Raw genomic sequence first — 20,956 nt, 5'->3', positions numbered from 1 at the left:
GGACGAAGGGGCGAGGTATATCACAAAACAAACGGCCGCGTCCCGGAGGACGCGGCCGTTCAGTTTGTTCAGCTTCGCCCGGAGGCGAATGCTTCAGATCGCCTGGGCGGGATGCGCGTAGGAGATCGGAGCCGTGGCGGGATCGTCCTGGTAGACGACCTCTTCCCACGCGGTGGCGTCGGCCATCAGCGTGCGCAGCAGCTTGTTGTTGAGCTCATGGCCGGACTTGTGCGCGTAGTAGGCGCCGATCAGGCTGTGGCCCAGCAGATACAGGTCGCCGATGGCGTCCAGGATCTTGTGCTTGACGAATTCGTCCTCGTAGCGGAGGCCGTCTTCGTTGAGCACGCGGTAGTCGTCCAGCACCACGGCGTTGTCCATCGAACCGCCGAGCGCCAGGTTGTGTTCGCGCAGCATCTCGATGTCGCGCATGAAGCCGAAGGTGCGCGCGCGGCTCACTTCCTTCACGAACGAAGTGGTGGAGAAATCGATCTCCGCCTTGGAAGTGCGCTTGCTGATGATCGGGTGGTTGAACTCGATCGAGAAGCCGACCTTGAAGCCTTCGAACGGCTCGAAGCTGGCCCACTTGTCGCCGTCCTGCACCTTGATCGGCTTCTTGATGCGGATGAAGCGCTTGGCGACGTTCTGCTCTTCGATGCCCGCCGACTGCAGCAGGAACACGAAGGGACCGGCGCTGCCGTCCATGATCGGCACTTCCGGCGCCGACAGATCGACGTAAGCGTTGTCGATGCCGAGGCCGGCCATCGCCGAGAGCAGATGCTCCACGGTGGAGACGCGCACGTCGCCGTTGACCAGGGTGGTCGACAGGCGGGTGTCGCCGACGTTGTCGGGACGGGCGGGAATTTCCACCGGCGGATTGAGATCCGTGCGGCGGAAAACGATGCCGGTGTTCGGCGCGGCGGGGCGGAGCGTCATGTAGACCTTGTCGCCGGTATGCAGACCGACGCCGGTGGCCCGGATGATGTTCTTGAGCGTACGCTGCTTGATCATTTTTTTGGTACCTGCAAGGGGCAGCAGCCAACAGGAGACGGATGCTAACACAGTCTTAACCACTGAAAATAGCAAACCGGCCCGTACAGTCTGTTCACGCTTTCATGCCATTTTCATCCTTGTGAAAAGCAGAAGGCGGTCCAGGCGGCGAAATACCTCAATTCCGTCAGCTAGTTAGGGTCGACACGACGCCCGCACCGGGACGGGAAATCCGGTGGCGGGCGTCGGACCGGCCGGGGCGGAAATACCCCGGTCAAGTCGTGCGTCATCCCGGACGCACAGTCTTGTCATGTTCCTCCAGGAGCACGCAGACCGGCGTCAGCACACTCCCCCGCCCCTGGGCGGGAGAACGCACAAGCGACCAACTTTGCAGCAGCCGCCAGGCACGTAATGTGACTGACAAGTCAATCTGACGTTTGTTCACTCCTTTTTGAACATTTTTTTTCTATTGACCGAACTCAATCCGCCTGGCGGCGCAGGAAGGCCGGGATGTCCAGGTAGTCGAAGCTCGGGTCGGCGCCCTTGGCCGGGGCAGCGTCGCTGCGGCTGGCCACGACGTCGGGCTGGGCGTAGTCCACCACTTCGTTGCCGGTGCCGGTGCGCAGCACCACCGGGCGCGGACGCTGGCGCATCTCCACCTGCTGGGTCACCTGCGGACGCTGCGGCTGGCGCACGGCCGCGGCGCGGTTCAGGCCCGTGGCCACCACGGTGACGCGGACGTCGTCCTGCATTTCCGGGTCGAGCGAGGTGCCGATCACCACGGTGGCGTCTTCGCTGGCGAAGTCGTGGATCACGCGGCCGATCTCGTCGAACTCCCGCATGGTCAGGTTCGGACCGGCGGTGACGTTGACCAGGATGCCGCAGGCGCCATTGAGGTTGACGTCTTCCAGCAGCGGGTTGTTGATGGCGGCCTCGGCGGCGGCCTGCGCGCGGTCGTCGCCGCGGGCGGTGCCCGAGCCCATCATCGCCATGCCCATTTCGGACATCACGGTGCGCACGTCGGCGAAGTCGACGTTGATCAGGCCCGGGGCCGTGATCAGGTCGGCGATGCCCTGCACCGCGCCCAGCAGCACGTCGTTGGCGGCCTTGAAGGCGTTCAGCAGGGTGACTTCGCGGCCGAGCACCGACAGCAGCTTCTCGTTCGGCACGGTGATCAGCGAGTCGACGTGCTGCGACAGGTCCTCGATGCCCTTCATCGCCACCTGCATGCGGCGGCGGCCTTCGAAGGGAAACGGCTTGGTGACCACGGCCACGGTCAGGATGCCCTTTTCCTTGGCCAGCTGGGCAACGACCGGCGCCGCGCCGGTGCCGGTGCCGCCGCCCATGCCGGCGGTGATGAAGACCATGTCCGCGCCCTCGAGCATTTCCTCGATGCGCTCGCGGTCTTCCAGGGCGGCCTGGCGGCCCACTTCGGGGTTGGCGCCTGCGCCCAGGCCCTTGGTGACGTTGGCGCCGAGCTGCAGGTGGGTACGCGAACCGCAAGTCTTCATCGCCTGCGAATCGGTGTTCGCCACGACGAATTCGACGCCTTCGATGTTGGCGCCCAGCATGTGGGCCACGGCGTTGCCGCCGCCACCGCCCACGCCGATGACCTTGATGACTGCGTTCGGTGCGAGTTTTTCGACCAGTTCAAACATTTCCCGTCCTCCGTAGAGCTTTCGTTGTCGTTGTAACCCGCGGGTTCCGCTCCTTGCGGTCTCGCGAGTGGTGGGCGACTTCCCGTCGCCCGCGGCTGCGCGTCCTGCGCCGCCGATATCGCTTCGAGCTGCCGGGCCTTGCGGCCCGCCGGCTCAGAAATTCTTCGCCAGCCAGCCGCGCAGGCGATCGACCAGCCCGCCCACGCTGCCGCCGGAGGAACCGCCCGCGCGCATGCCGCCGGCGCGCGCGCCGTGCAGCAGCAGGCCCACGCCGGTGGAATGCAGCGGGTTGGTGACCACTTCGCCCAGGCCGCTGACGTGCTGCGGCACGCCGATGCGCACCATCTTGTGGAAGATCTCCTCGGCCAGCTCCAGCGCGCCTTCCATGCGCGAGGCGCCGCCGGTCAGCACCACGCCGGCCGCCACCAGGCTTTCGTAGCCGGAGCGGCGCAGCTCGTCCTGCACCATCTCGAAGATTTCCTCGTAGCGCGCCTGCACGCTCTGCGCGAGCGACTGGCGGGCCAGGCGGCGCGGCGGGCGGTCGCCCACGCTGGGCACCTGGATGGTTTCCTCGGCGTGCGCCAGCTGGGCCAGCGCGCAGGCGTACTTGATCTTGATCTCTTCGGCATGCGCGGTCGGCGTATGCACGCCGTAGGCGATGTCGTTGGTGACCTGGTCGCCGCCCACCGGCAGCGACTTGGTGTAGCGGATCGAGCCCTGTGTATAGATGGCGATGTCGGTGGTGCCCGCGCCGATGTCGACCAGGCACACGCCCAGCTCGCGCTCGTCGTCGGTCAGCACCGACTTGGCGCTGGCCACCGAGGAAGGCACCAGCTCGTCCACGCTCAGGCCGCAGCGCTGGATGCACTTGCTGATGTTCTGCACCGCCGCGGCCGCGCCGGTCACCAGGTGCACGCTCGCCTCCAGGCGCACGCCGCTCATGCCCACCGGCGAGCGGATGCCGTCCTGGCCGTCGATGCGGTACTCCTGCGACTCCTTGTAGAGCACCTTGCGGTCGGCCGGGATCGCCACCGCGCTGGCGGCTTCCAGCACCTGTTCCAGGTCGCCGGGGGTCACTTCGCGGTCGCGGATGGCGGCGGTGCCGTGCGAGTTCTTGGTTTCCAGGTGGCTGCCGGAGATCGAGGCGTAGACCGAGCGGATATCGCAGCCGGCCATCAGCTCGGCCTCTTCCACCGCGCGCTGGATCGAGTGCACGGTCGATTCGATATCCACCACCGAGCCGCGCTTGAGCCCGCGCGACACATGCGTGCCGATGCCGATCACTTCGATCGGCTCGCCCGGCTCGTACTCGCCCACGATCGCCACCACTTTCGAGGTGCCGATGTCGAGGCCGACGACCAGTTGCTTGTCGTTGCGGGTTTTCATGTGCTGGGCGTGCCTTTGGTGGTGACGGCGGCCGGTACTTGCGTCTGCGGCCAGCGCACGGCGAATCCGTTGGTATAGCGAAGGTCTGCGTAGGCGAAGCCGTCGGGACGGTTCGCCATCAATTGGGGGTAGACGTCGAGGAAGCGGCGCAGCCGGCGGCCGGCCTGGTCGCGGTCGCCGAGCACGATCTGCGCGCCGCTGGAGGTGCCGAGGCTCCAGCTGCCGCGCTCGGTCAGCGACACGCCGGTGATCTTCAGATGCGTGCTGCCGAACGCCTTCTGCGTCTCGGCATAGAAGCTCACCACCTCGGCCAGGCGCGCATCGGGGCCGCGCAGCTGCGGCAGGCTGTCGAAGCCGTCGGCGCCGGGCGCGTCGAACACCAGGCCCTGGCGGCTGATCAGCTGCTTGTCGTTCCAGCGCGCGAACGGCTGGCGCTCGTAGATGCGCAGGATCAGGGTGTCCGGCCAGCGCTTGCGCGCCTCCACCGATTCCACCCACGGCAGCGCGGCCACGGCCTTCTGCACCGCGTCGAGGTCCAGCGCGAAGAAGCCCTTGCCCAGGCGCGGCAGCACGGTGGCGCGGATGGCGTCCGCGCTCACGTGCTTGAACTCGGCCTGCACCGTCAGCTGGGTCACCGGCCAGCGATTGGCCGCGAACCATCCGCGCAGCACGCCGACGATCGGCAGCGCCACGAGCGCGATGGCCAGACACCAGGCAACGAGGCGAATCGCTCCCCTCACACGCCCTCCCGGAAGCTCGTTTCCAGCACGCGCCAGCACAGCGTCTCGTAGTCGATGCCGACCACCTTGGCCGCCTTGGGCACCAGCGAATGCGAAGTCATGCCGGGGGCGGTGTTCACCTCCAGCAGCCAGTTGCGGCCGTCGCGGTCGCGCATCACGTCGACGCGGCCCCAGCCGCCGCAGGCCAGTGCGTCGAACGCACGCAGCGCCAGCGCCTGCATCTCGCGCTCGGCCTCGCCTTCCAGGCCGGGGCAGATGTACTGCGTGTCCTCGGCGATGTACTTGGCGTTGTAGTCGTAGTACTCGCCCTTGGGCACGATCTTGATCGTCGGCAGCACGTCGCGACCGAGAATGCCCACCGTGAACTCGCCGCCTTCGATCAGCGTTTCCATCAGCATGTCGCCGGGATAGCGCTGCGCCAGTTCCACCGCGGCGTCCAGATCTTTTTCCTCGAACACGCGGGTGACGCCCACGCTGGAGCCTTCCCAGGCCGGCTTCACGATCAGCGGGAAGCCGATCTCGCGCGCCGCGGCATGCACGTCGGCGCCGCGCGGCAGTGCCTTGAAGCGCGGCGTCGGCAGGCCCAGCGCCTGCCACACCAGCTTGGCGCGGATCTTGTCCAGCGACAGCGCGGAACCGAGCACGCCGGAACCGGTGAACGGAATGCGCAGCGACTGCAGCGCGCCCTGCAGCTCGCCGTTCTCGCCGCCGCCGCCGTGCAGGATGTTGAACACGCGCGCGAAGTGGCCGGCGCGCGCCGCATCGAGCAGCGCGGGGATGCCGTCGATCGCCTCGGCGTCGACGCCGCGCGCGCGCAGCGCCTTCAGCACGCCGTCGCCGGAGTTGAGCGAGACCTCGCGCTCGGCCGAGCTGCCGCCCATCACCACGGCGACGCGGCCGAACTGCGCGGGGTCCCTGACCGTCTTCGACTCGTCCTTCTTCTGCGCCGTCACTTCTTGCTCCTCAGGTTGCCGGCCGCAGCCAGCTCCACCGCCGCCGCGCCGATATCGCCGGCGCCGAGCAGCAGCAACAGGTCGCCGTCGCGCAGCAGCGCCGGCAGGGTCTCTTTCAGTTCGCGCGGATGCTCGACCAGCACCGGATCGACCTTGCCGCGCGCGCGCACCGCGCGCGCCAGGGCGCGGCCGTCGGCGCCGGCGATCGGTGCTTCGCCGGCCGGGTAGACGTCGGTCAGCACCAGCACGTCGACGTCGCTCAGCACATTGGCGAAGTCGTCCAGCAGGTCGCGCGTGCGGCTGTAGCGGTGCGGCTGGAACGCCGCCACCAGGCGGCGTTCCGGCCAGCCGCCGCGTACGGCGGAGAACACCGCGGCCAGCTCGCGCGGATGGTGGCCGTAATCGTCGACCAGCAGCGCCGTGCCCTTGTCCAGCGCGATCTCGCCGCGGCGGTGGAAACGGCGGCCCACGCCTTCGAACTGCTCCAGCGCGCGCGCGATCGAGCCGGCTTCCACACCAAGCTGCCAGCCGATGGTGGCGGCGGCCAGCGCGTTGAGCACGTTGTGGCGGCCCGGCAGGTTGAGCTTCACGTGCAGCGCTTCGTTGCGGCCGGGCAGCCACAGGTCGAAGTGCATCTCGAAACCGTGCTGGGTGAGATTGCTGGCGCGCACGTCGGCGTCGGGCGAGTCGATGCCGTAGGTCATCACGCGGCGCGTGGTGCGCCTGGCCAGCGCGGCCACTTCCGGATCGTCCACGCACAGTACGGCCAGGCCGTAGAACGGCAGGCGGTGCAGGAAATCGTCGAAGGCCTTCTTCACCAGCGCGAAGTCGCCCTGGTAGTTCTCCAGATGATCGGCGTCGATATTGGTGATCGCCGCCACCACCGGCGACAGCATCAGGAAGGAGCCGTCCGACTCGTCGGCTTCCGCCACGATGTACTGGCCGGTGCCCAGGCGCGCATTCGCGCCGGCCGCGTTGAGCTGGCCGCCGATCACGAAGGTCGGGTCGTAGTTGGCTTCGGCCAGCACGCTGGCGGTGAGGCTGGTGGTGGTGGTCTTGCCGTGCGTGCCGGCGATCGCCACGCCGCGGCGGAAGCGCATCAGCTCGCCCAGCATCTCCGCGCGCGGCACCAGCGGGATGCGCGCCGCGCGGGCGGCGACCAGCTCGGGGTTGTCCTGGCGGATCGCGCTGGAAGTAACCACCACGTCGGCATCACCGATGTGCTCGGCGGCGTGGCCGACGTGCACCACGATGCCCAGCGCGGCCAGGCGCTGCGCGGTCGGCGAGTTCGACTTGTCGGAACCGGACACCTGGTAGCCGAGGTTGTGCAGCACTTCGGCGATGCCGCTCATGCCCACGCCGCCGATGCCGATGAAATGCACGCGGCGGAAGGTGGTCATCAGGTCTTCGTGGGCCAGCAGGCGGCGGGGCGTCATGCGCGCACCTCCAGGCAGGCGCGCGCGATCGCCGCGGCGGCATCGGGCTTGGCCAGGGAGCGCGCGGCGGCGGCCATGGCCACGGTGCGCGCGCGATCGTTCAACAGCGCATCCAGGCGCTGGGCAAACTGCTGTACGTCCAAATCTCGTTCCTGTACGACTTCGGCGGCGCCAGCGGCCACCAGGGCCTCGGCGTTGCGGGTCTGGTGGTCGTCCACCGCATGAGGGAAAGGCACCAGCACGGCGCCGAGGCCGGCGGCGGTGAGCTCGGCCACGGTCAGCGCGCCCGCGCGGCACACGGCCAGGTCGGCCCAGGCGTAGGCGCCGGCCATGTCTTCGATGAACGGCACGATCTGCGCGTCGACGACGGCCTTGGCATAGGCCTCGCGCGCTTCGTCGATGCCGCGGTTGCCGCACTGGTGCAGCACCTCGGGGCGGGCCGCCAGCGGCAGCTGCGCCAGCGCCTGCGGCAGCGCCAGGTTCAGGGCGCGCGCACCGAGGCTGCCGCCGAGCACCAGCAGGCGCGGCCTGCCGTCGCGGCCGGCCATGCGCGCCTCCGGGGCCTGCAGCGCCGCGATGGTGGCGCGCACCGGATTGCCCACCCACTCCGCGCCCGGCAGCGTGCCGCTGAAACCCACCAGCACACGTGCCGCGTGCGTGGCGAGCTTGCGGTTGGTGAAGCCGGCCACGCCGTTCTGTTCGTGCACCAGCAGCGGCTTGCGCAGCAGCCACGCGGCGATGCCGCCGGGGCCGGCCACATAGCCGCCCATCGACAGCACGCTGCGCGGCTTCACCGCACCGACCACGCGCAGCGAGGCGAGCAGCGCGCGCGCCAGCATCAGCGGCGCCAGCACGCGGGTCTTCAGGCCCTTGCCGCGCAGGCCGCCCACCGGCACGGTGCGCAGCGGCACGCCGTGCGCCGGCACCACCTTGGTTTCCATGCCGCCGTCCGCGCCCAGCCACACCACCGGCACGCCCTGCGCGCGCAGCGTCTCGGCCACGGCCAGGCCGGGGAAGATATGGCCGCCGGTGCCGCCGGCCATGATCAGCACGGGTGCGTTGCCCGCGCTCATGCGGTCACCGCCTCGCGCGCCGTGGCCGTGCTGGCGTCGGCCACCGCCAGCGCCGGCACGCGCGTAGCCATCTGGCGCGCGTCGATCGCGCGGTTGATCTCGTAGGTGGCGCGCAGCAGCACGCCGGCCATGGCGCAGGTCAGCACCATCGACGAGCCGCCGTAGCTGATCAGCGGCAGGGTCAGGCCCTTGGTCGGCAGCGCGCCGAGATTCACGCCGATCGACACCATGGTCTGCAGACCGATCATCAGCGAGATGCCGAAGGCCACGTAGCCGGCGAAGCGCTGGCCCAGCTCCACGCCCTTCAGGCCCAGGTACAGGCCGCGGCCGACGGCCAGCGCGAACAGGCTCATCACGCCGAGGATGCCGGCCAGGCCCAGCTCCTCGGAGATCACCGCGAAGATGAAGTCGGTATGCGCTTCCGGCAGGTAGGAGAGTTTCAGCACACTCGAACCCAGGCCCACCCCGGTCCATTCGCCGCGGCCGATCGCCATCAGCGACTGGGTCAGCTGGAAGCCGTCGTTGAACGGGTCCTTCCACGGATCCATGAACGAGGTGAGGCGCTTCATGCGATAGCTTTCGCTGGTCGCCGCGATCGCCAGCAGCGGCATCAGCGGCAGGCCCATGCCGAACAGGAAGATCGGCCGCGCGCCACCCAGCCACACCATGGCGATGGTCACCGAGATCACCAGCATGGCCGAGCCGAAGTCCGGCTGCAGCAGCAGCAGCACGACCATCAGGCCGGCCACCATGATGGGCTTGAGCAGGCCGAGGAAGCGCGTTTCCACGCTTTCGCGGTGGCGCACCAGGTAGCTGGCGATATAGACCACCAGGATCAGCTTCACCGCTTCCACCGGCTGGAAGCTGGTGACGATCAGATTGAGCCAGCGCCGCGCGCCGTTCAGGCGCATGCCCAGGAACGGCAGGAACACCGCCAGCAGCAGGATGAAGGCCAGCAGCAGCAGCAGGAAGCTGTGCTTCTCCAGCACCTTCAGCTCGGTGCGCATGGCCGCGCCGGCCAGCACCATGCCCAGCCCCAGGAACATCAGATGCTTCTTGAGGAAATAGAACGCACCCAGGTGCTGGCTGTCCGCCACCGCGATCGAGCTGGAGGTGATCATCACCAGCCCGACGCAGGCCAGGCCGACGAGCGCGATCAGCAGCGGCAGATCGAAGCTGCCCTGCGGACCTTGCCGGCGTTTGGCCTGGGTGGCGTCGAATAGCATCAGCGCACCTTCAACGTGGCGAGGCCGATCAGCACCAGCACGACGCTGATGATCCAGAAGCGCACGATCACCCGCGGCTCGGGCCAGCCCTTCAATTCGAAATGGTGATGGATCGGCGCCATGCGGAAGATGCGCTTGCCGGTGAGCTTGAAGCTCGCCACCTGCAGCATCACCGACACGGTCTCCATCACGAACACGCCGCCCATGATCAGCAGCACGATCTCCTGGCGCACGATCACTGCGATCGCCGCCAGCGCCGCGCCGATGGCCAGCGCGCCGACGTCGCCCATGAAGACCTGGGCGGGATAGGTGTTGAACCAGAGGAAGCCCAGGCCCGCGCCGGACAGCGCGCCGCAGATGATGGCCAGCTCGCCGGCTCCGGGAATCGAGGGAATGCCCAGGTATTCGGAGAACACGCGGTTGCCCGCAAGGTAAGCGAACACGCCGAGCGCACCCGACACCAGCACGGTGGGCATGATCGCCAGGCCGTCCAGGCCGTCGGTGAGGTTCACCGCGTTGGAGAAGCCCACGATCATGAAATAGGTCAGCACCACGAAGAACAGGCCCAGCGGCACAGCCACCTGCTTGAACAGCGGCACGAACAGCGCGGTCTCGGCCACTTCCTTGATGCACACCGGCGCGGCATTGGCCGGCGGCTCGAGGGTGAGGCGGCTGTCCAGCGCGGTGGCGGTGGTCTCCACGTGCTGCACCACCGCCGGCACGGCCGGGCGCGCGCAGGGCGGCGGCGTGGTCGGCGCGGTGAAGTACAGGAACAGCGCGGCGATCAGGCCGAATACCGATTGCCAGAAATACTTCCAGCGCGAGGCCAGGCCGCGGCTGTCCTTCAGCACCAGCTTCTTGTAGTCGTCATAGAAGCCGATCACGCCGAAGCTGAGCAGCACGGCCAGCACCACCCAGACGTAGCGGTTGTGCAGATCCGCCCACAGCAAGGTGGCGATGGCCACCGCCAGCAGGATCATCACGCCGCCCATGGTCGGCGTGCCGGCCTTGGACAGATGCGTCTGCGGGCCGTCCTTGCGCACCACCTGCCCCGCTTTCAGCGCCGCCAGCTTGCGGATCAGCGCGGGGCCGAACAGCAGCGACATGGCCAGGGCGGTGAGCGCGGCCATGATGGTGCGGAAGGTGATGTACTGGAACAGATGCAGCGCCGTGAAGTGGCGGGCCATCCAGTCTGCGAGTTCAAGCAGCATCGGATGCGCCCTCCTTCGGTTGTGCATTGCGAAGCGCGGCCACCACCTGTTCCATGCCCGCCGAACGCGAGCCCTTGACCAGGCAGGTCACGCCGCCGTGTAGGTGTTGCTGCAGCGAAGCCACCAGCGCGGCCTTGTCCGCGTGGTGTTCGCCGTGGGCGCCGAACGCGGCCACGGTGGCGGCGCCGAGCGGGCCGACCGCGAACAGCCGCTGGATGCCGCGCTCGCGGGCGCGCGTGCCGATGCCGGCGTGCAGCGCCTTCGCGTCCGGGCCAAGTTCCGCCATGTCGCCGAGCACCAGCCAGCGCTCGCCGTCGGCCAGCGCCAGCGTGTCGATGGCCGCGCCGACCGAACCGGGGTTGGCGTTGTAGCTGTCGTCGATCAGGGTCCAGCCGCCCGGCATGCGCTCCAGCTTCAGGCGGCCGGCGACGCCGGGCACCTGCTCCAGGCCATCGACGATCGTGGCCAGCGGCACGTCCAGCGCCAGCGCCAGCGAAGCCGCCGCCAGCGCATTGGCGATGTTGTGGCGGCCGGCCAGCGGCAGGTTCACTTCGGCGTCGCCGGCCGGCGTGGCCAGCACGAAGCGCGAGCCGTCCACACGCTGCTCCAGGATCTCGGCCACCACCTCGGCCGGATGATCCAGGCCGAAGCGCAGCTGGCGGCGGCCGGTGGCCAGGCCTTCGAAGAACTTGGCGAAGGCGTCGTCGGCATTGATCACCGCCACGCCGTCGGCCGGCAGCGCCTGGTACAGCGCGCCCTTGGTCTCGGCCACACCTTCCACGCTGCCCATGCGCTCCAGGTGCGCCGGCGCCACCGTGTTGACGATGCCGATATCCGGCCGCGCGATGGCGGCGAGATAGGCGATGTCGCCCGGCTTGCCCGCGCCCATTTCCAGCACGGCGTATTCGGTGTCCTGCGGCATCGCCAGCAAGGTCAGCGGCAGGCCCAGCTCGTTGTTGTAGTTGCCGGCGTTGACGTGGGTGCGGCCGTGGCGCGACAGGATGGATGCCGTCAGCGTCTTCACCGTGGTCTTGCCGTTGGAGCCGGTGATGCCCACCACGCGCACATTGCTCTGCGCGCGCACCGCGCTGGCCAGGTCGCCCAGCGCCAGCTCCGTGTTGTTCACCACCACCTGGGCGATCGGCGCATCGACGCGGCGCTCCACCAGCGCGGCGACCGCGCCGGCGGCAGCGGCCTGCGCCAGGAAATCATGGCCGTCCACGCGCTCGCCCTTGATCGCGACGAACAGGTCACCCGCGCGCAGCTTGCGGGTATCGATGCCCACGCCCAGGACTTCCACGTCGGCACCGTGCAGGTGCCCGCGGGTCCACAGGGCGATGGCGGACAAACGCATCATGCGTGCAGCTCCAATGCAGCACGGGCGACTGCAAGATCGTCGAACGGGCGCTTGCCGTGCGCGCCCTCCTGATAGGTTTCGTGGCCCTTGCCGGCGATCAGCACCACGTCGCCGGACCGGGCCAGCTGCAGCGCTTCGGTAATCGCCAGCGCGCGGTTGCGCTGCACGCGCGCGGCGTCCGGATGCGCCAGCCCCGCCACGATCTGCGCCACGATGGCGTCGCCGTCTTCGCCGCGCGGGTTGTCGTCGGTGATGATCGCCACGTCGGCCAGCCGCTCGGCGATCGCACCCATCAGCGGACGCTTGCCGGCGTCGCGCTCGCCGCCGCAGCCGAACACGCAGATCAGCCGGCCTTCGCAGTGCGCGCGCACGGCGTGCAGCGACTGCTCCAGGGCGTCCGGCGTGTGCGCGTAGTCCACCACCACCAGCGGCAGGCCATGCTGGCCGCCGAGGCGGCTCATGCGGCCGTTGACCGGATGCAGCGCCGACACCGCCTCGACGATGCGCTCGAACGATTCGCCCAGCGCACCCAGCACCGCCACCACGGCGAGCAGGTTGTCGACGTTGAAGCGGCCGATCAGGTGCGTCTGCAGCGCACGCGAGCCCCACGGCGTGTGCAGGTCGAAACGCAGGCCTTCGGCCGAGGTCAGGATGTTGCTTGCGCGGATATCCGAAGCCAGGTCGCCGGCCGCGCTGATGCGCAGCTTGCGCACGTGCTCCGGCGTGCGGCCCAGCAGTTCGCGGCCGAAGGCGTCGTCCACATTGATCGCCGCATGGGTCAGCGTGGGCCAGGCGAACAGCTTGGCCTTGGCGTCGCCATAGGCCTGCATGCTGCCGTGGTAGTCCAGATGGTCGCGGGTGAGATTGGTGAACACCGCGGTGCCGAATTTCACCGCGCCGACGCGGCCCTGCTCCAGCGCATGCGAGGACACTTCCATCGCCACGTGCGTGGCGCCCTGCTCGCGGAACGAAGCCAGCAGCTCCTGCACGTGGATGGCGTCCGGCGTGGTGCGCTCGCCCTCCTCGACCCGGCCGTGCAGGCCGGCGCCGAGCGTGCCTATGGTGGCCGCGCTGTGGCCCAGGTGGTGCAGCGCCTGCGCGATCAGCTGCACGGTGGAAGTCTTGCCATTGGTGCCGGTGACGCCCACCACCTGCAGCGCTTCGGACGGACGGCCGTAGAAGCGCGCGGCGATCTCGCCCACCTGCGCGTGCAGGCGCTCGATCCAGAGCACCGGCACGCCGAGCGCGGGCGCCGCCGTGGCCGGCGCCTCGGCCAGTACCACGCGCGCGCCCTGCGCCACCGCGCCGGCGGCGAATTCGATGCCGTGGCCGCGCGTGCCGCGCAGCGCGAAGAAGGCCTCGCCCGCGCGCACGCGGCGCGAATCCAGCGCCAGGCCCGAAACGACGATATCGCCGGCACTTTGCGTGTCGGCGATACCGTGCAGCAACTGATCGAGGCGCTGGCTCATGGGGTCGCTCCCTCGACCGGCGCGTCCTCGACCAGCGGCGCGTCCGGCGGCTTGCTGCCGACCAGTCCGTTATTGCCCTGCACCGGACCGCCCACGTACCAGCGGCCGATGTTGTCGGGCGGCACATCGAGCAGGCGCAGCGCGCCGTCCATCACCTTGGCGAATACCGGCGCCGAGACCAGGCCGCCGTAGTAGCTGCCCTTCTTCGGATCGTCGATCACCACCACCGCGGCCATGCGCGGATTGCTGGCCGGCACGATGCCGGCGAAGGCGGCGCTGTAGTTGTTCTTGGCGTAGCCGCCGGCTTGCGCCTTGTGCGCCGTGCCGGTCTTGCCGGCTACCGCGTAGTTGGCGATCCACGCATACGGCGCGGCGGTGCCGCCCGGCTGGGTGGTGGATTCCAGCATGGTGACCAGCTTGCGCGCGATTTCCGGCGCGATGATCTGCCGGGTCTCGCCGGCGGCGCCCTTCACGAAGGAAGGCTCGTGCATCAGGCCGCCGTCGCCGATGGTGGCGTAGACGTTGGCCAGCTGCAGCGCGGTGACGTTGAGGCCGTAGCCGTAGGCCATGATGGCCTTTTCCAGCGGACGCCAGTCGCGGCCCACCTTGAGGTAGCCGGAAGCCTCGCCGGGAAAGCCGCTGTTGGTGCTGCTGCCGAGGCCGAAGGCGCGGTAGGTGTCGTAGAGCAGGCCGGTGTCCAGCGTCATCGCGATCTTGGCGGCGCCGATGTTGCTGGATTTCTGGATCACGCCGGTGGGCGACAACATGCCGTAGGCATGCGTGTCGCGGATGTCATGGGTCATGTAATAGAAATGACCGTTGCCGGTGTCCACCAGCGGGCCGTTCGGCGTGTATTTGCCGCTGGACAGGGCCGCGGCCATGACCACCGGCTTGATGGTGGAACCGGGTTCCACCACGTCGGTCATCGAGCGGTTGCGCCGCTGCGAGGCCGTGCTGCTGCGCAAGGCGTTGGGGTTGTAGGTGGGCAGGTTGACCATCGCCAGCACTTCGCCGGTGGTGATGTCGAGGATCACCATCGAGCCGGAATCGGCCTGCGACTGCTCCAGCGTGTTCTTCAGCTCGTTGTAGGCGAGGAACTGGATGCGGCGGTCGATGCTCAGCGTGAGGTTGCGGCCCGGCTGCGGCGCGCGCACCTGCTCCACGTCTTCCACGATGTGGCCCATGCGGTCGCGGATCACGCGCTTGGCGCCGGGCTTGCCGGCCAGCCAGTCGTCGAAGGCCAGTTCCAGGCCTTCCTGGCCGTGGTCGTCGATATTGGTGAAGCCCAGGATGTGCGAGGTCACTTCGCCCGACGGGTAGTAGCGGCGGTATTCGCGCTGGCCGTTGACGCCGGGGATGCCCAGGTCCAGCACGGCCTGCGCCGCGTCCGGGCGCATCTGGCGGCGCAGGTAGACGAACTCGCGCTCGGAGCGCTGCATCAGGTATTGCTTGAGCTCACCCGCATCCATGCCGATGGCCTTGGCCAGCTGCGGCAGGCGGTCCTCGCTTTCCAGCACTTCGGACGGGTTGGCCCAGATCGACATCACCGGCGTCGACACCGCCAGCGGCTCGCCGTTGCGGTCGAAGATGGTGCCGCGCGAAACCGCGATCGGCACTTCGCGCAGGAAGCGCGCGTCGCCCTGGCTCTGGTAGAACTCCTTGCGCACCACCTGCAGGTCGAACGCGCGCGCGACCAGGCCGAGCGAGGCCAGCGACAGGATCGCCACCACCGCGATCATGCGGCGGCGGGGACTGGGGCCATGCTGGCGGCGGCGGGCGGTGGGCTGGGTCGGGAAGCGGGGGCGCATGTTCATCGGCGCACCAGCTGGATGTCTTGCGGCTTGGGATTGACCATGCCCAGCTTCTGGCGCGCCTCGCTGTCCACGCGGCGCGGCTCGGCCCAGGTGGCCTGCTCCAGCTCCAGCTTGCCGTATTCGATATTGAGTTCGTCGCGCTGGTTCTGCAGGCGGCTGAGCTCGACGAACAAGGTGCGGCTCTCGTGGCGCGTCCACACCACGCCCACCGCGCTGGCCAGCGTGGCGCCGAGCAGGAGCAGCAGGAAGAGAGTGCCGATCACTTTCATGAGAGCTTCTCCGCCACGCGCAGCACCGCCGAGCGGGAGCGCGGATTGGCGGCCTGCTCGGCCTCGGACGGGAACTGCGCCTTGCCCACCGCGGCCAGGCGCGCGGGCGCGGCGGCGACGGGCGGGCCGCGGCGGCTGCCCTGCACGCGGCCGGAGTGGTCGCGGATGAAGAGCTTGACCGCGCGGTCTTCCAGCGAGTGGAAGCTGATGATCGACAGGCGGCCGCCGACGTTCAGGCGCTCCAGCGCCGAGGCCAGCCCCTGCCTGAGCGAGTCCAGCTCGCCGTTCACCTGGATGCGCAGCGCCTGGAAGCTGCGCGTGGCCGGATGCTTGCCGGGCTCCCGGCGGCCGATCACGCGCTCGATCAGCCCGGCCAGTTCGCCGGTGCGCGTCAGCGGATGCCCGGCGCGGTCTTCGACGATGGCGCGGGCGATCTTGCGGCTGAAGCGCTCCTCGCCGTAGACCCACAGCACGTCGGCGATCTCGCGCTCGTCGGCGCGGGCAAGGAAGTCGGCGGCGCTTTCGCCCTGGGTCGGGTCCATGCGCATGTCGAGCGGCGCGTCAGCCATGAAGCTGAAGCCGCGCGCGGCTTCGTCCAGCTGCGGCGAGGAGACGCCCAGATCCAGCAGCACGCCGTCGAGGCCGGCGGCGGTTTCGTCCCACTCGGCCAGGCTGGAGAAATTGGCGTGGCAGATCGACACGCGCGCGTCGGCGGCGAATTCGGCCTGGGCGGTGGCGATGGCGGCGGGGTCGCGGTCCATCAGCAGCAGGCGGCCGTCGGGGCCCAGGCGCGACAGCACGGCGCGGGCGTGACCGCCGCGTCCGAAGGTGCCATCCAGATAACGCCCGCCAGCCCGCACGGCGAGACCCTCCACTGCTTCACCCAGCATCACCGGGATGTGCCGCAACACTTGCTCGGCCATGCCGCACTCCCGCTCCCGTCCCATGTACTGCTGCGCTGCGCCGCCACCGTGTCCGGTTACAGGCGCAGGTCCGCCATTTCGTCAGTGATGTCGTCTTCGCCCAGGGTCTGGCGGATCTTGGCCAGGTGGGCCTGTTCGCTCCACAGCTCGAACTTGTTGCCCATGCCCAGCAGGACCGCTTTCTTCTCGATGCCCGCCGCCGCCCGCTGGCTCGCCGGCAGCAGGACGCGCGCGGCGGAATCCGGTTCGACGATGGCCGCGGCGCCCACCAGCTTCATCTGCATGTCGCGATGGGCCGCCTTGACCTTGGGCAGGGCGTTGACCTGGTCGCGCACCTGCTCCCACTCCGCGTACGGGAAAACCCACAGGCAGCCCGCGTCGAAGGGGTTGTAGGTGATCACCAGGCGATTCGCGCACGCGTCCGCCACCTGATCCCGATACGCGGTCGGGATGGCCAGGCGGCCCTTGTCGTCGACGGTGATGGCGGTTTCGCCCTGGAACACGGCCCGATAACTCCCACGAATTCCCACGATTTCACACGGGAACCCACGATAGTCTCGCCCCCTGAGACTGTCAAGGGAATTTTGCTTGTGAATCAATGAGAAAGGCGGAGGTGTGGCAGTAATTCCAGCCTTTTCTTAGGAAATACCCCGAGGTATTTGAATGGCTAGGAAATTTTGGAAAACTTGCGAACCATTTCGCAGTCCTGGAGGCGGGCGCACGAGCCTGCCGCATGAACCCGCGTTCATGCGGCCTGCCACTCCAGGAAATCCCACGCGAGATCCTTCCAGGCCACCGCCAAGGGGCCTGCGCGCGGGAGAAAAAAGAGGCGGAGTCGGCCTGTAAGCCGGGTTCTGTACGCCTTGCGGCGCGACAGTCATTCCTCTCGGCCTGGCGTCGCCGCCAGGCTCCAGCAACCTACCCGGGAACAACGCGGGCCGCGTTATCGTTCCCCTATTTGGTCTTGCTCCGAGTGGGGTTTGCCGTGCCACGCGGCGTTGGCCCCGCGCGCGGTGCGCTCTTACCGCACCGTTTCACCCTTACCACGCGCATCGAAGATGCCGTTCGGCGGTTTGCTCTCTGTTGCACTTTCCGTCGGCTCGCGCCGCCCAGGCGTTACCTGGCACTCTGCCCTGTGGAGCCCGGACTTTCCTCGATGCGCTTGCGCGTATCGCGACTGCCCGGCCGACTCCGCCAGCCATTGTAACCGCAGCGGCATCTCCGCGCTTCAGTCGCCGCCTTCATATAAAGCGCGGCGCGAGGCGCCGGTGATCGATGCGGCAAGCTTGGCGGCCCGCGTCGGCGGCATTTCCTCGCGCAGGATGGCGAAGACCCGGCGGCCTTCGGCCACGCGCGCGTCGGCATCGTCGCCGCGGCCATGCACCAGCAGCACGCATTCGCCGCGCTGCTGGTCCGGATCGGCCGCCACGCGCGCGGCCAGCGCAGCGAGCGGCTCGCCCAGCACGGTTTCGAACAGCTTGGTCAGTTCGCGCGCCAGCACCGCCTCGCGCGCTTCGCCGAACACGTCGCGCATATCGGCCAGGCTTTCGGCGACGCGGTGCGAGGACTCATAGAAGATAAGCGTGCGCCCTTCCCCTTCCAGCTCCTGCAGGCGCGCGCGGCGCGCGGCGGACTTCGGCGGCAGGAAGCCCTCGAACACGAAGCGGTCGCTGGGCAGCCCCGCCACCGACAAGGCGGCGATCGCGGCACAGGCGCCCGGCACCGGCGCGCAGCGGATGCCGGCGGCACGCGCGGCACGCACCAGGCGGAAGCCCGGATCGCTGACCAGCGGCGTGCCCGCATCGGAAATCAGCGCCACCGATTCGCCGCCCTGCAGCCTGCGCACCAGCGCATCCACCGCCTCGCGCTCGTTGTGCTCGTGCAGGGCCGTGAGCGGCGTGCCGATGTTGTGATGCATGAGCAGCGGCCGGCTGTGCCGGGTGTCTTCGCAAGCAATCACGGCGACGGAGCGCAGGGTCTCGATGGCGCGCGCGGAGATGTCGTCGCGATGACCGATCGGCGTGGCCACCACCCACAGACAACCGGGCTTAAGCTGAGACATGGGCGGCAGTTCCTCTGACATAAGCGGTCGGCACGATCGGCTATGATCGCCCAATTGTTCTTCGTGTCGACAGATCCAAGGACGTTTGCATGCGCCTGATTCGCGCCACAGGCCTCGGCCTGATGATCTCGCTGGCGCTCGCCGGCTGCGTGCCGCCGAGCGCGACGCGCACTCCCGCCGAAGTCTCCGCCGAGGAGAGCGCCGCCGCGATGGCGCGCGATGGCCGCTTCGACCAGGCCGCGCAGGCTTATCTCGCCCTGGCCGGCACCTCGTCCGGGGCCGCCGACCACTACCGCCTGCTGGCCGGCGAGGCCTACCGCCAGGAAGGCCGCCTGGAACAGGCCGCCGCCTTCCTGCCCACCATCAAGCGCGCGCGCCTGAGCGGCGACGAGCCGGTGCGGCTGGATCTGCTGCAGGCCGAGCTCGCGCTGAAGCAGAACAACCCGCAGCGCGCGCTGCAGCTCACCACCCAGCCCGGCGTCGCCGTGCCGGCCAACCTGCAGCTGCGCCAGCTGGAACTGCGCGCCAAGGCCATGGACGCCACTGGCGATGCCTGGGGCGCCGCGCGCAGCCGCGTGGAGATGGACGAGCGCCTGAGCGGCCTGGATCAGACGCAGAACCGCAAGCAGATCCTGGCCCAGCTGGCCAAGCTGGGCGTCGACCCGCTCAAGCAGCGCGCCGCCGCCATGCAGCAGGGCGACCGCATGCTGCCGTGGATCAACGAGGCGCTGAGCCAGCTCGGCGTGGCCGTGGCGCGCCCGCAGCCGACGCTGGAGCAGCAGGTCGGCACCATGATCCCCGGGCAGGACGCCAACGTGCGCGAGGGCTACAAGATGCCCGAGCGCGTGGCCCTGCTGCTGCCGGCCAGCGGCAGCTTCGCCGCGGCCGGCGCCACCATCCGCGAAGGCTTCTTCGCCGCTTATGCCGATGCCGCGCGCAACCGGGCGCCGCGTCCGCCGGTGAAGGTCTACGACAGCGGCGGCACGCCGGCCGGCGCGGTCAAGGCCTATCAGCAGGCGGTGGCCGACGGCGCCAAGCTGGTGGTGGGCCCGCTCACCCGCGGCGAGGTGTCGGCGCTGTTCGGCCAGGCCGAGCTGCCGGTGCAGCTGCTGGCGCTGAACCATCCCGACGACAAGAGCCTGCCGGCCGGCGGCGTCGCCGAATTCGGCCTGCTGCCGGAAACCGAGGGCGCGCAGGCGGCGGACCACATGGTCGAGCGCGGCCTGCTCACCGCCTATGTAGTGGTGACCGGCGAGGACTACGGCCAGCGCGCCGCCAATGCCTTCAAGGCGGAGCTCGAAGCGCGCGGCGGCAAGGTGACGCGCATGGCCACGCTCAACGGCAACGGGGTCAATTACGCCTCGCTGATCGCCGGGCTCAACGCGGCCGATGCGGGTTCCGATGCCGGCGTCTTCATCAGCATGCGTCCGCAACAGGCGCGCCTGCTGCTGCCCCAGCTGCGCCTGGCCCGCGTGAACCTGCCGGTGTTCGCCACCTCGCACGTGTATGCGGGCGTGGACGACGCGGGCGCCAACCACGACCTGGAAGGCGTCGAGTTCTGCGACGCGCCCTGGCTGTTCGACGCCCAGCCCGGCCTGCCCGACCACGCCGAGATCGCCGCGCAGCTGCCCAGCGCGCGCGGCCCCGCGGCGCGGCTGTTCGCCTTCGGCATGGATGCGTGGAACCTCATTCCTTATGTCGACTGGCTGCGCGAGCACGCCGGCAGCTACCTGCCCGGCGCCAGCGGCCAGCTCACCGCGGACCAGTTCGGGCGCGTGCGCCGCGTACTGGTGTGGGCGAAGTTCCAGGACGGCCTGGCGCATCCGCTCAGCGGCAGCCTGCAGATGGACAGCGCGCCCGCCCAGCCGCCCGCCCCCGCCGGCAGCACGGCGCCGCCGCCCGGCCAGGGCTGATCCGGCACCGATGCGCGCCGCCGGCGCGCTGTTCGAGCAACGCGCCTGCGCGGCCCTGCAAGGGGCCGGGCTGGCGCTGCTGGCGCGCAACTTCACCACGCGCCACGGCGAGCTCGATCTGGTGATGCGCCAGGGCGACACCGTGGTCTTCGTCGAAGTGCGCCACCGCGTGCGGGCCACGCATGGCGATGCGGCCAGCTCCATCACTGTGGCAAAACAGGCCAGGCTGATCAGCGCCGCCCGGCTATGGCTGGCCGCGCACCCGAAGCACGCACAGAGCCCCTGCCGCTTCGACGTGGTCTGCTACGACGGGCCGGCCGAAGCGGCGCGGATGTCGTGGTGGCGCGATGCCTTTCAGGTCAGTTGACCAGCCTTCAGGAATGGCCTGAAAAGCGCGCCGCAACAAGGCAGTTGTTAAGGCTGGACGTTTAGACGTCCAAATGCCCAAGCCACTGTTTTATGGCTGATTTACGACAATG

18 protein-coding genes and 1 other RNA gene are annotated in these 20,956 nt (G+C 69.2%); 2 read left to right on the top strand and 17 right to left on the bottom strand.

Translation table 11 applies throughout. The annotated features are described in order from the left end of the window. Positions 1-93: 93 nt before the first annotated feature. The 17 genes from lpxC to rsmI form a co-directional block, all read right to left on the bottom strand. Positions 94-1,008, bottom strand: coding sequence for a UDP-3-O-acyl-N-acetylglucosamine deacetylase (gene lpxC / locus ISN75_RS03385; protein ID WP_167252477.1), 915 nt, complete (start codon positions 1,006-1,008; stop codon positions 94-96). Between the two features lie 458 nt (positions 1,009-1,466). Continuing rightward, entirely contained in the window at positions 1,467-2,645 is a 1,179-nt protein-coding gene (ftsZ, locus tag ISN75_RS03380) for a cell division protein FtsZ (RefSeq protein WP_167252478.1), read from the bottom strand. A gap of 153 nt (positions 2,646-2,798) precedes the next feature. Continuing rightward, complete coding sequence (gene ftsA, locus ISN75_RS03375; protein WP_167252479.1) at positions 2,799-4,031, bottom strand: cell division protein FtsA; 1,233 nt, start codon at positions 4,029-4,031, stop codon at positions 2,799-2,801. After that, positions 4,028-4,771: a cell division protein FtsQ/DivIB gene (locus tag ISN75_RS03370; RefSeq protein WP_167252480.1), complete on the bottom strand. Its 744-nt coding sequence runs from the start codon at positions 4,769-4,771 to the stop codon at positions 4,028-4,030. Before ISN75_RS03370 ends, ftsA begins: the two co-directional genes overlap by 4 nt. Then, complete coding sequence (locus ISN75_RS03365; RefSeq protein ID WP_343819404.1) at positions 4,768-5,724, bottom strand: D-alanine--D-alanine ligase; 957 nt, start codon at positions 5,722-5,724, stop codon at positions 4,768-4,770. Before ISN75_RS03365 ends, ISN75_RS03370 begins: the two co-directional genes overlap by 4 nt. Then, on the bottom strand, positions 5,721-7,160 hold the full coding sequence (gene murC, locus ISN75_RS03360) for a UDP-N-acetylmuramate--L-alanine ligase (protein WP_167252482.1): 1,440 nt from the start codon (positions 7,158-7,160) through the stop codon (positions 5,721-5,723). The genes ISN75_RS03365 and murC overlap by 4 nt, the downstream gene beginning before the upstream one ends. After that, on the bottom strand, positions 7,157-8,233 hold the full coding sequence (gene murG / locus ISN75_RS03355) for an undecaprenyldiphospho-muramoylpentapeptide beta-N-acetylglucosaminyltransferase (RefSeq protein WP_343819405.1): 1,077 nt from the start codon (positions 8,231-8,233) through the stop codon (positions 7,157-7,159). Before murG ends, murC begins: the two co-directional genes overlap by 4 nt. Beyond that, positions 8,230-9,459, bottom strand: coding sequence for a putative lipid II flippase FtsW (gene ftsW / locus ISN75_RS03350; protein ID WP_343819406.1), 1,230 nt, complete (start codon positions 9,457-9,459; stop codon positions 8,230-8,232). The genes murG and ftsW overlap by 4 nt, the downstream gene beginning before the upstream one ends. Further along, positions 9,459-10,670, bottom strand: coding sequence for a phospho-N-acetylmuramoyl-pentapeptide-transferase (mraY, locus tag ISN75_RS03345; RefSeq protein WP_167252484.1), 1,212 nt, complete (start codon positions 10,668-10,670; stop codon positions 9,459-9,461). The genes ftsW and mraY overlap by 1 nt, the downstream gene beginning before the upstream one ends. Beyond that, complete coding sequence (locus ISN75_RS03340; RefSeq protein ID WP_167252485.1) at positions 10,660-12,027, bottom strand: UDP-N-acetylmuramoyl-tripeptide--D-alanyl-D-alanine ligase; 1,368 nt, start codon at positions 12,025-12,027, stop codon at positions 10,660-10,662. Before ISN75_RS03340 ends, mraY begins: the two co-directional genes overlap by 11 nt. Beyond that, complete coding sequence (locus ISN75_RS03335; protein ID WP_343819408.1) at positions 12,024-13,496, bottom strand: UDP-N-acetylmuramoyl-L-alanyl-D-glutamate--2,6-diaminopimelate ligase; 1,473 nt, start codon at positions 13,494-13,496, stop codon at positions 12,024-12,026. Before ISN75_RS03335 ends, ISN75_RS03340 begins: the two co-directional genes overlap by 4 nt. After that, positions 13,493-15,310 (bottom strand): peptidoglycan D,D-transpeptidase FtsI family protein, encoded by a 1,818-nt coding sequence (locus ISN75_RS03330; RefSeq protein ID WP_246866710.1) that lies wholly within the window; start codon positions 15,308-15,310, stop codon positions 13,493-13,495. Before ISN75_RS03330 ends, ISN75_RS03335 begins: the two co-directional genes overlap by 4 nt. After that, the gene (ftsL, locus tag ISN75_RS03325) at positions 15,307-15,570 is read right to left on the bottom strand and encodes a cell division protein FtsL (protein WP_167252748.1); all 264 of its coding nucleotides are present in this window, start codon (positions 15,568-15,570) and stop codon (positions 15,307-15,309) included. Before ftsL ends, ISN75_RS03330 begins: the two co-directional genes overlap by 4 nt. A 5-nt stretch (positions 15,571-15,575) precedes the next feature. Then, on the bottom strand, positions 15,576-16,502 hold the full coding sequence (rsmH, locus tag ISN75_RS03320; RefSeq protein ID WP_343819409.1) for a 16S rRNA (cytosine(1402)-N(4))-methyltransferase RsmH: 927 nt from the start codon (positions 16,500-16,502) through the stop codon (positions 15,576-15,578). Between the two features lie 56 nt (positions 16,503-16,558). Continuing rightward, the gene (gene mraZ, locus ISN75_RS03315; protein WP_167252488.1) at positions 16,559-17,005 is read right to left on the bottom strand and encodes a division/cell wall cluster transcriptional repressor MraZ; all 447 of its coding nucleotides are present in this window, start codon (positions 17,003-17,005) and stop codon (positions 16,559-16,561) included. 324 nt (positions 17,006-17,329) lie between these two features. Further along, positions 17,330-17,695: RNase P RNA component class A (gene rnpB, locus ISN75_RS03310), an RNA gene on the bottom strand. A 35-nt stretch (positions 17,696-17,730) separates the two neighbouring features. Then, on the bottom strand, positions 17,731-18,564 hold the full coding sequence (rsmI, locus tag ISN75_RS03305) for a 16S rRNA (cytidine(1402)-2'-O)-methyltransferase (protein ID WP_167252489.1): 834 nt from the start codon (positions 18,562-18,564) through the stop codon (positions 17,731-17,733). Between the two features lie 89 nt (positions 18,565-18,653). Between rsmI and ISN75_RS03300 the strand changes: the two genes are divergently transcribed. Further along, positions 18,654-20,477, top strand: coding sequence for a penicillin-binding protein activator (locus ISN75_RS03300; RefSeq protein WP_168648056.1), 1,824 nt, complete (start codon positions 18,654-18,656; stop codon positions 20,475-20,477). 10 nt (positions 20,478-20,487) lie between these two features. Continuing rightward, the gene (locus ISN75_RS03295; RefSeq protein ID WP_343819410.1) at positions 20,488-20,844 is read left to right on the top strand and encodes a YraN family protein; all 357 of its coding nucleotides are present in this window, start codon (positions 20,488-20,490) and stop codon (positions 20,842-20,844) included. Positions 20,845-20,956: the final 112 nt, after the last annotated feature.

It is taken from the genome of Dyella marensis (assembly GCF_049532885.1).
Taxonomy (GTDB): Bacteria; Pseudomonadota; Gammaproteobacteria; order Xanthomonadales; family Rhodanobacteraceae; genus Dyella_D; species Dyella_D marensis.
Note: the sequence above shows the minus strand (reverse complement) of the source record. Positions and strands in the feature narration are given on the sequence as shown.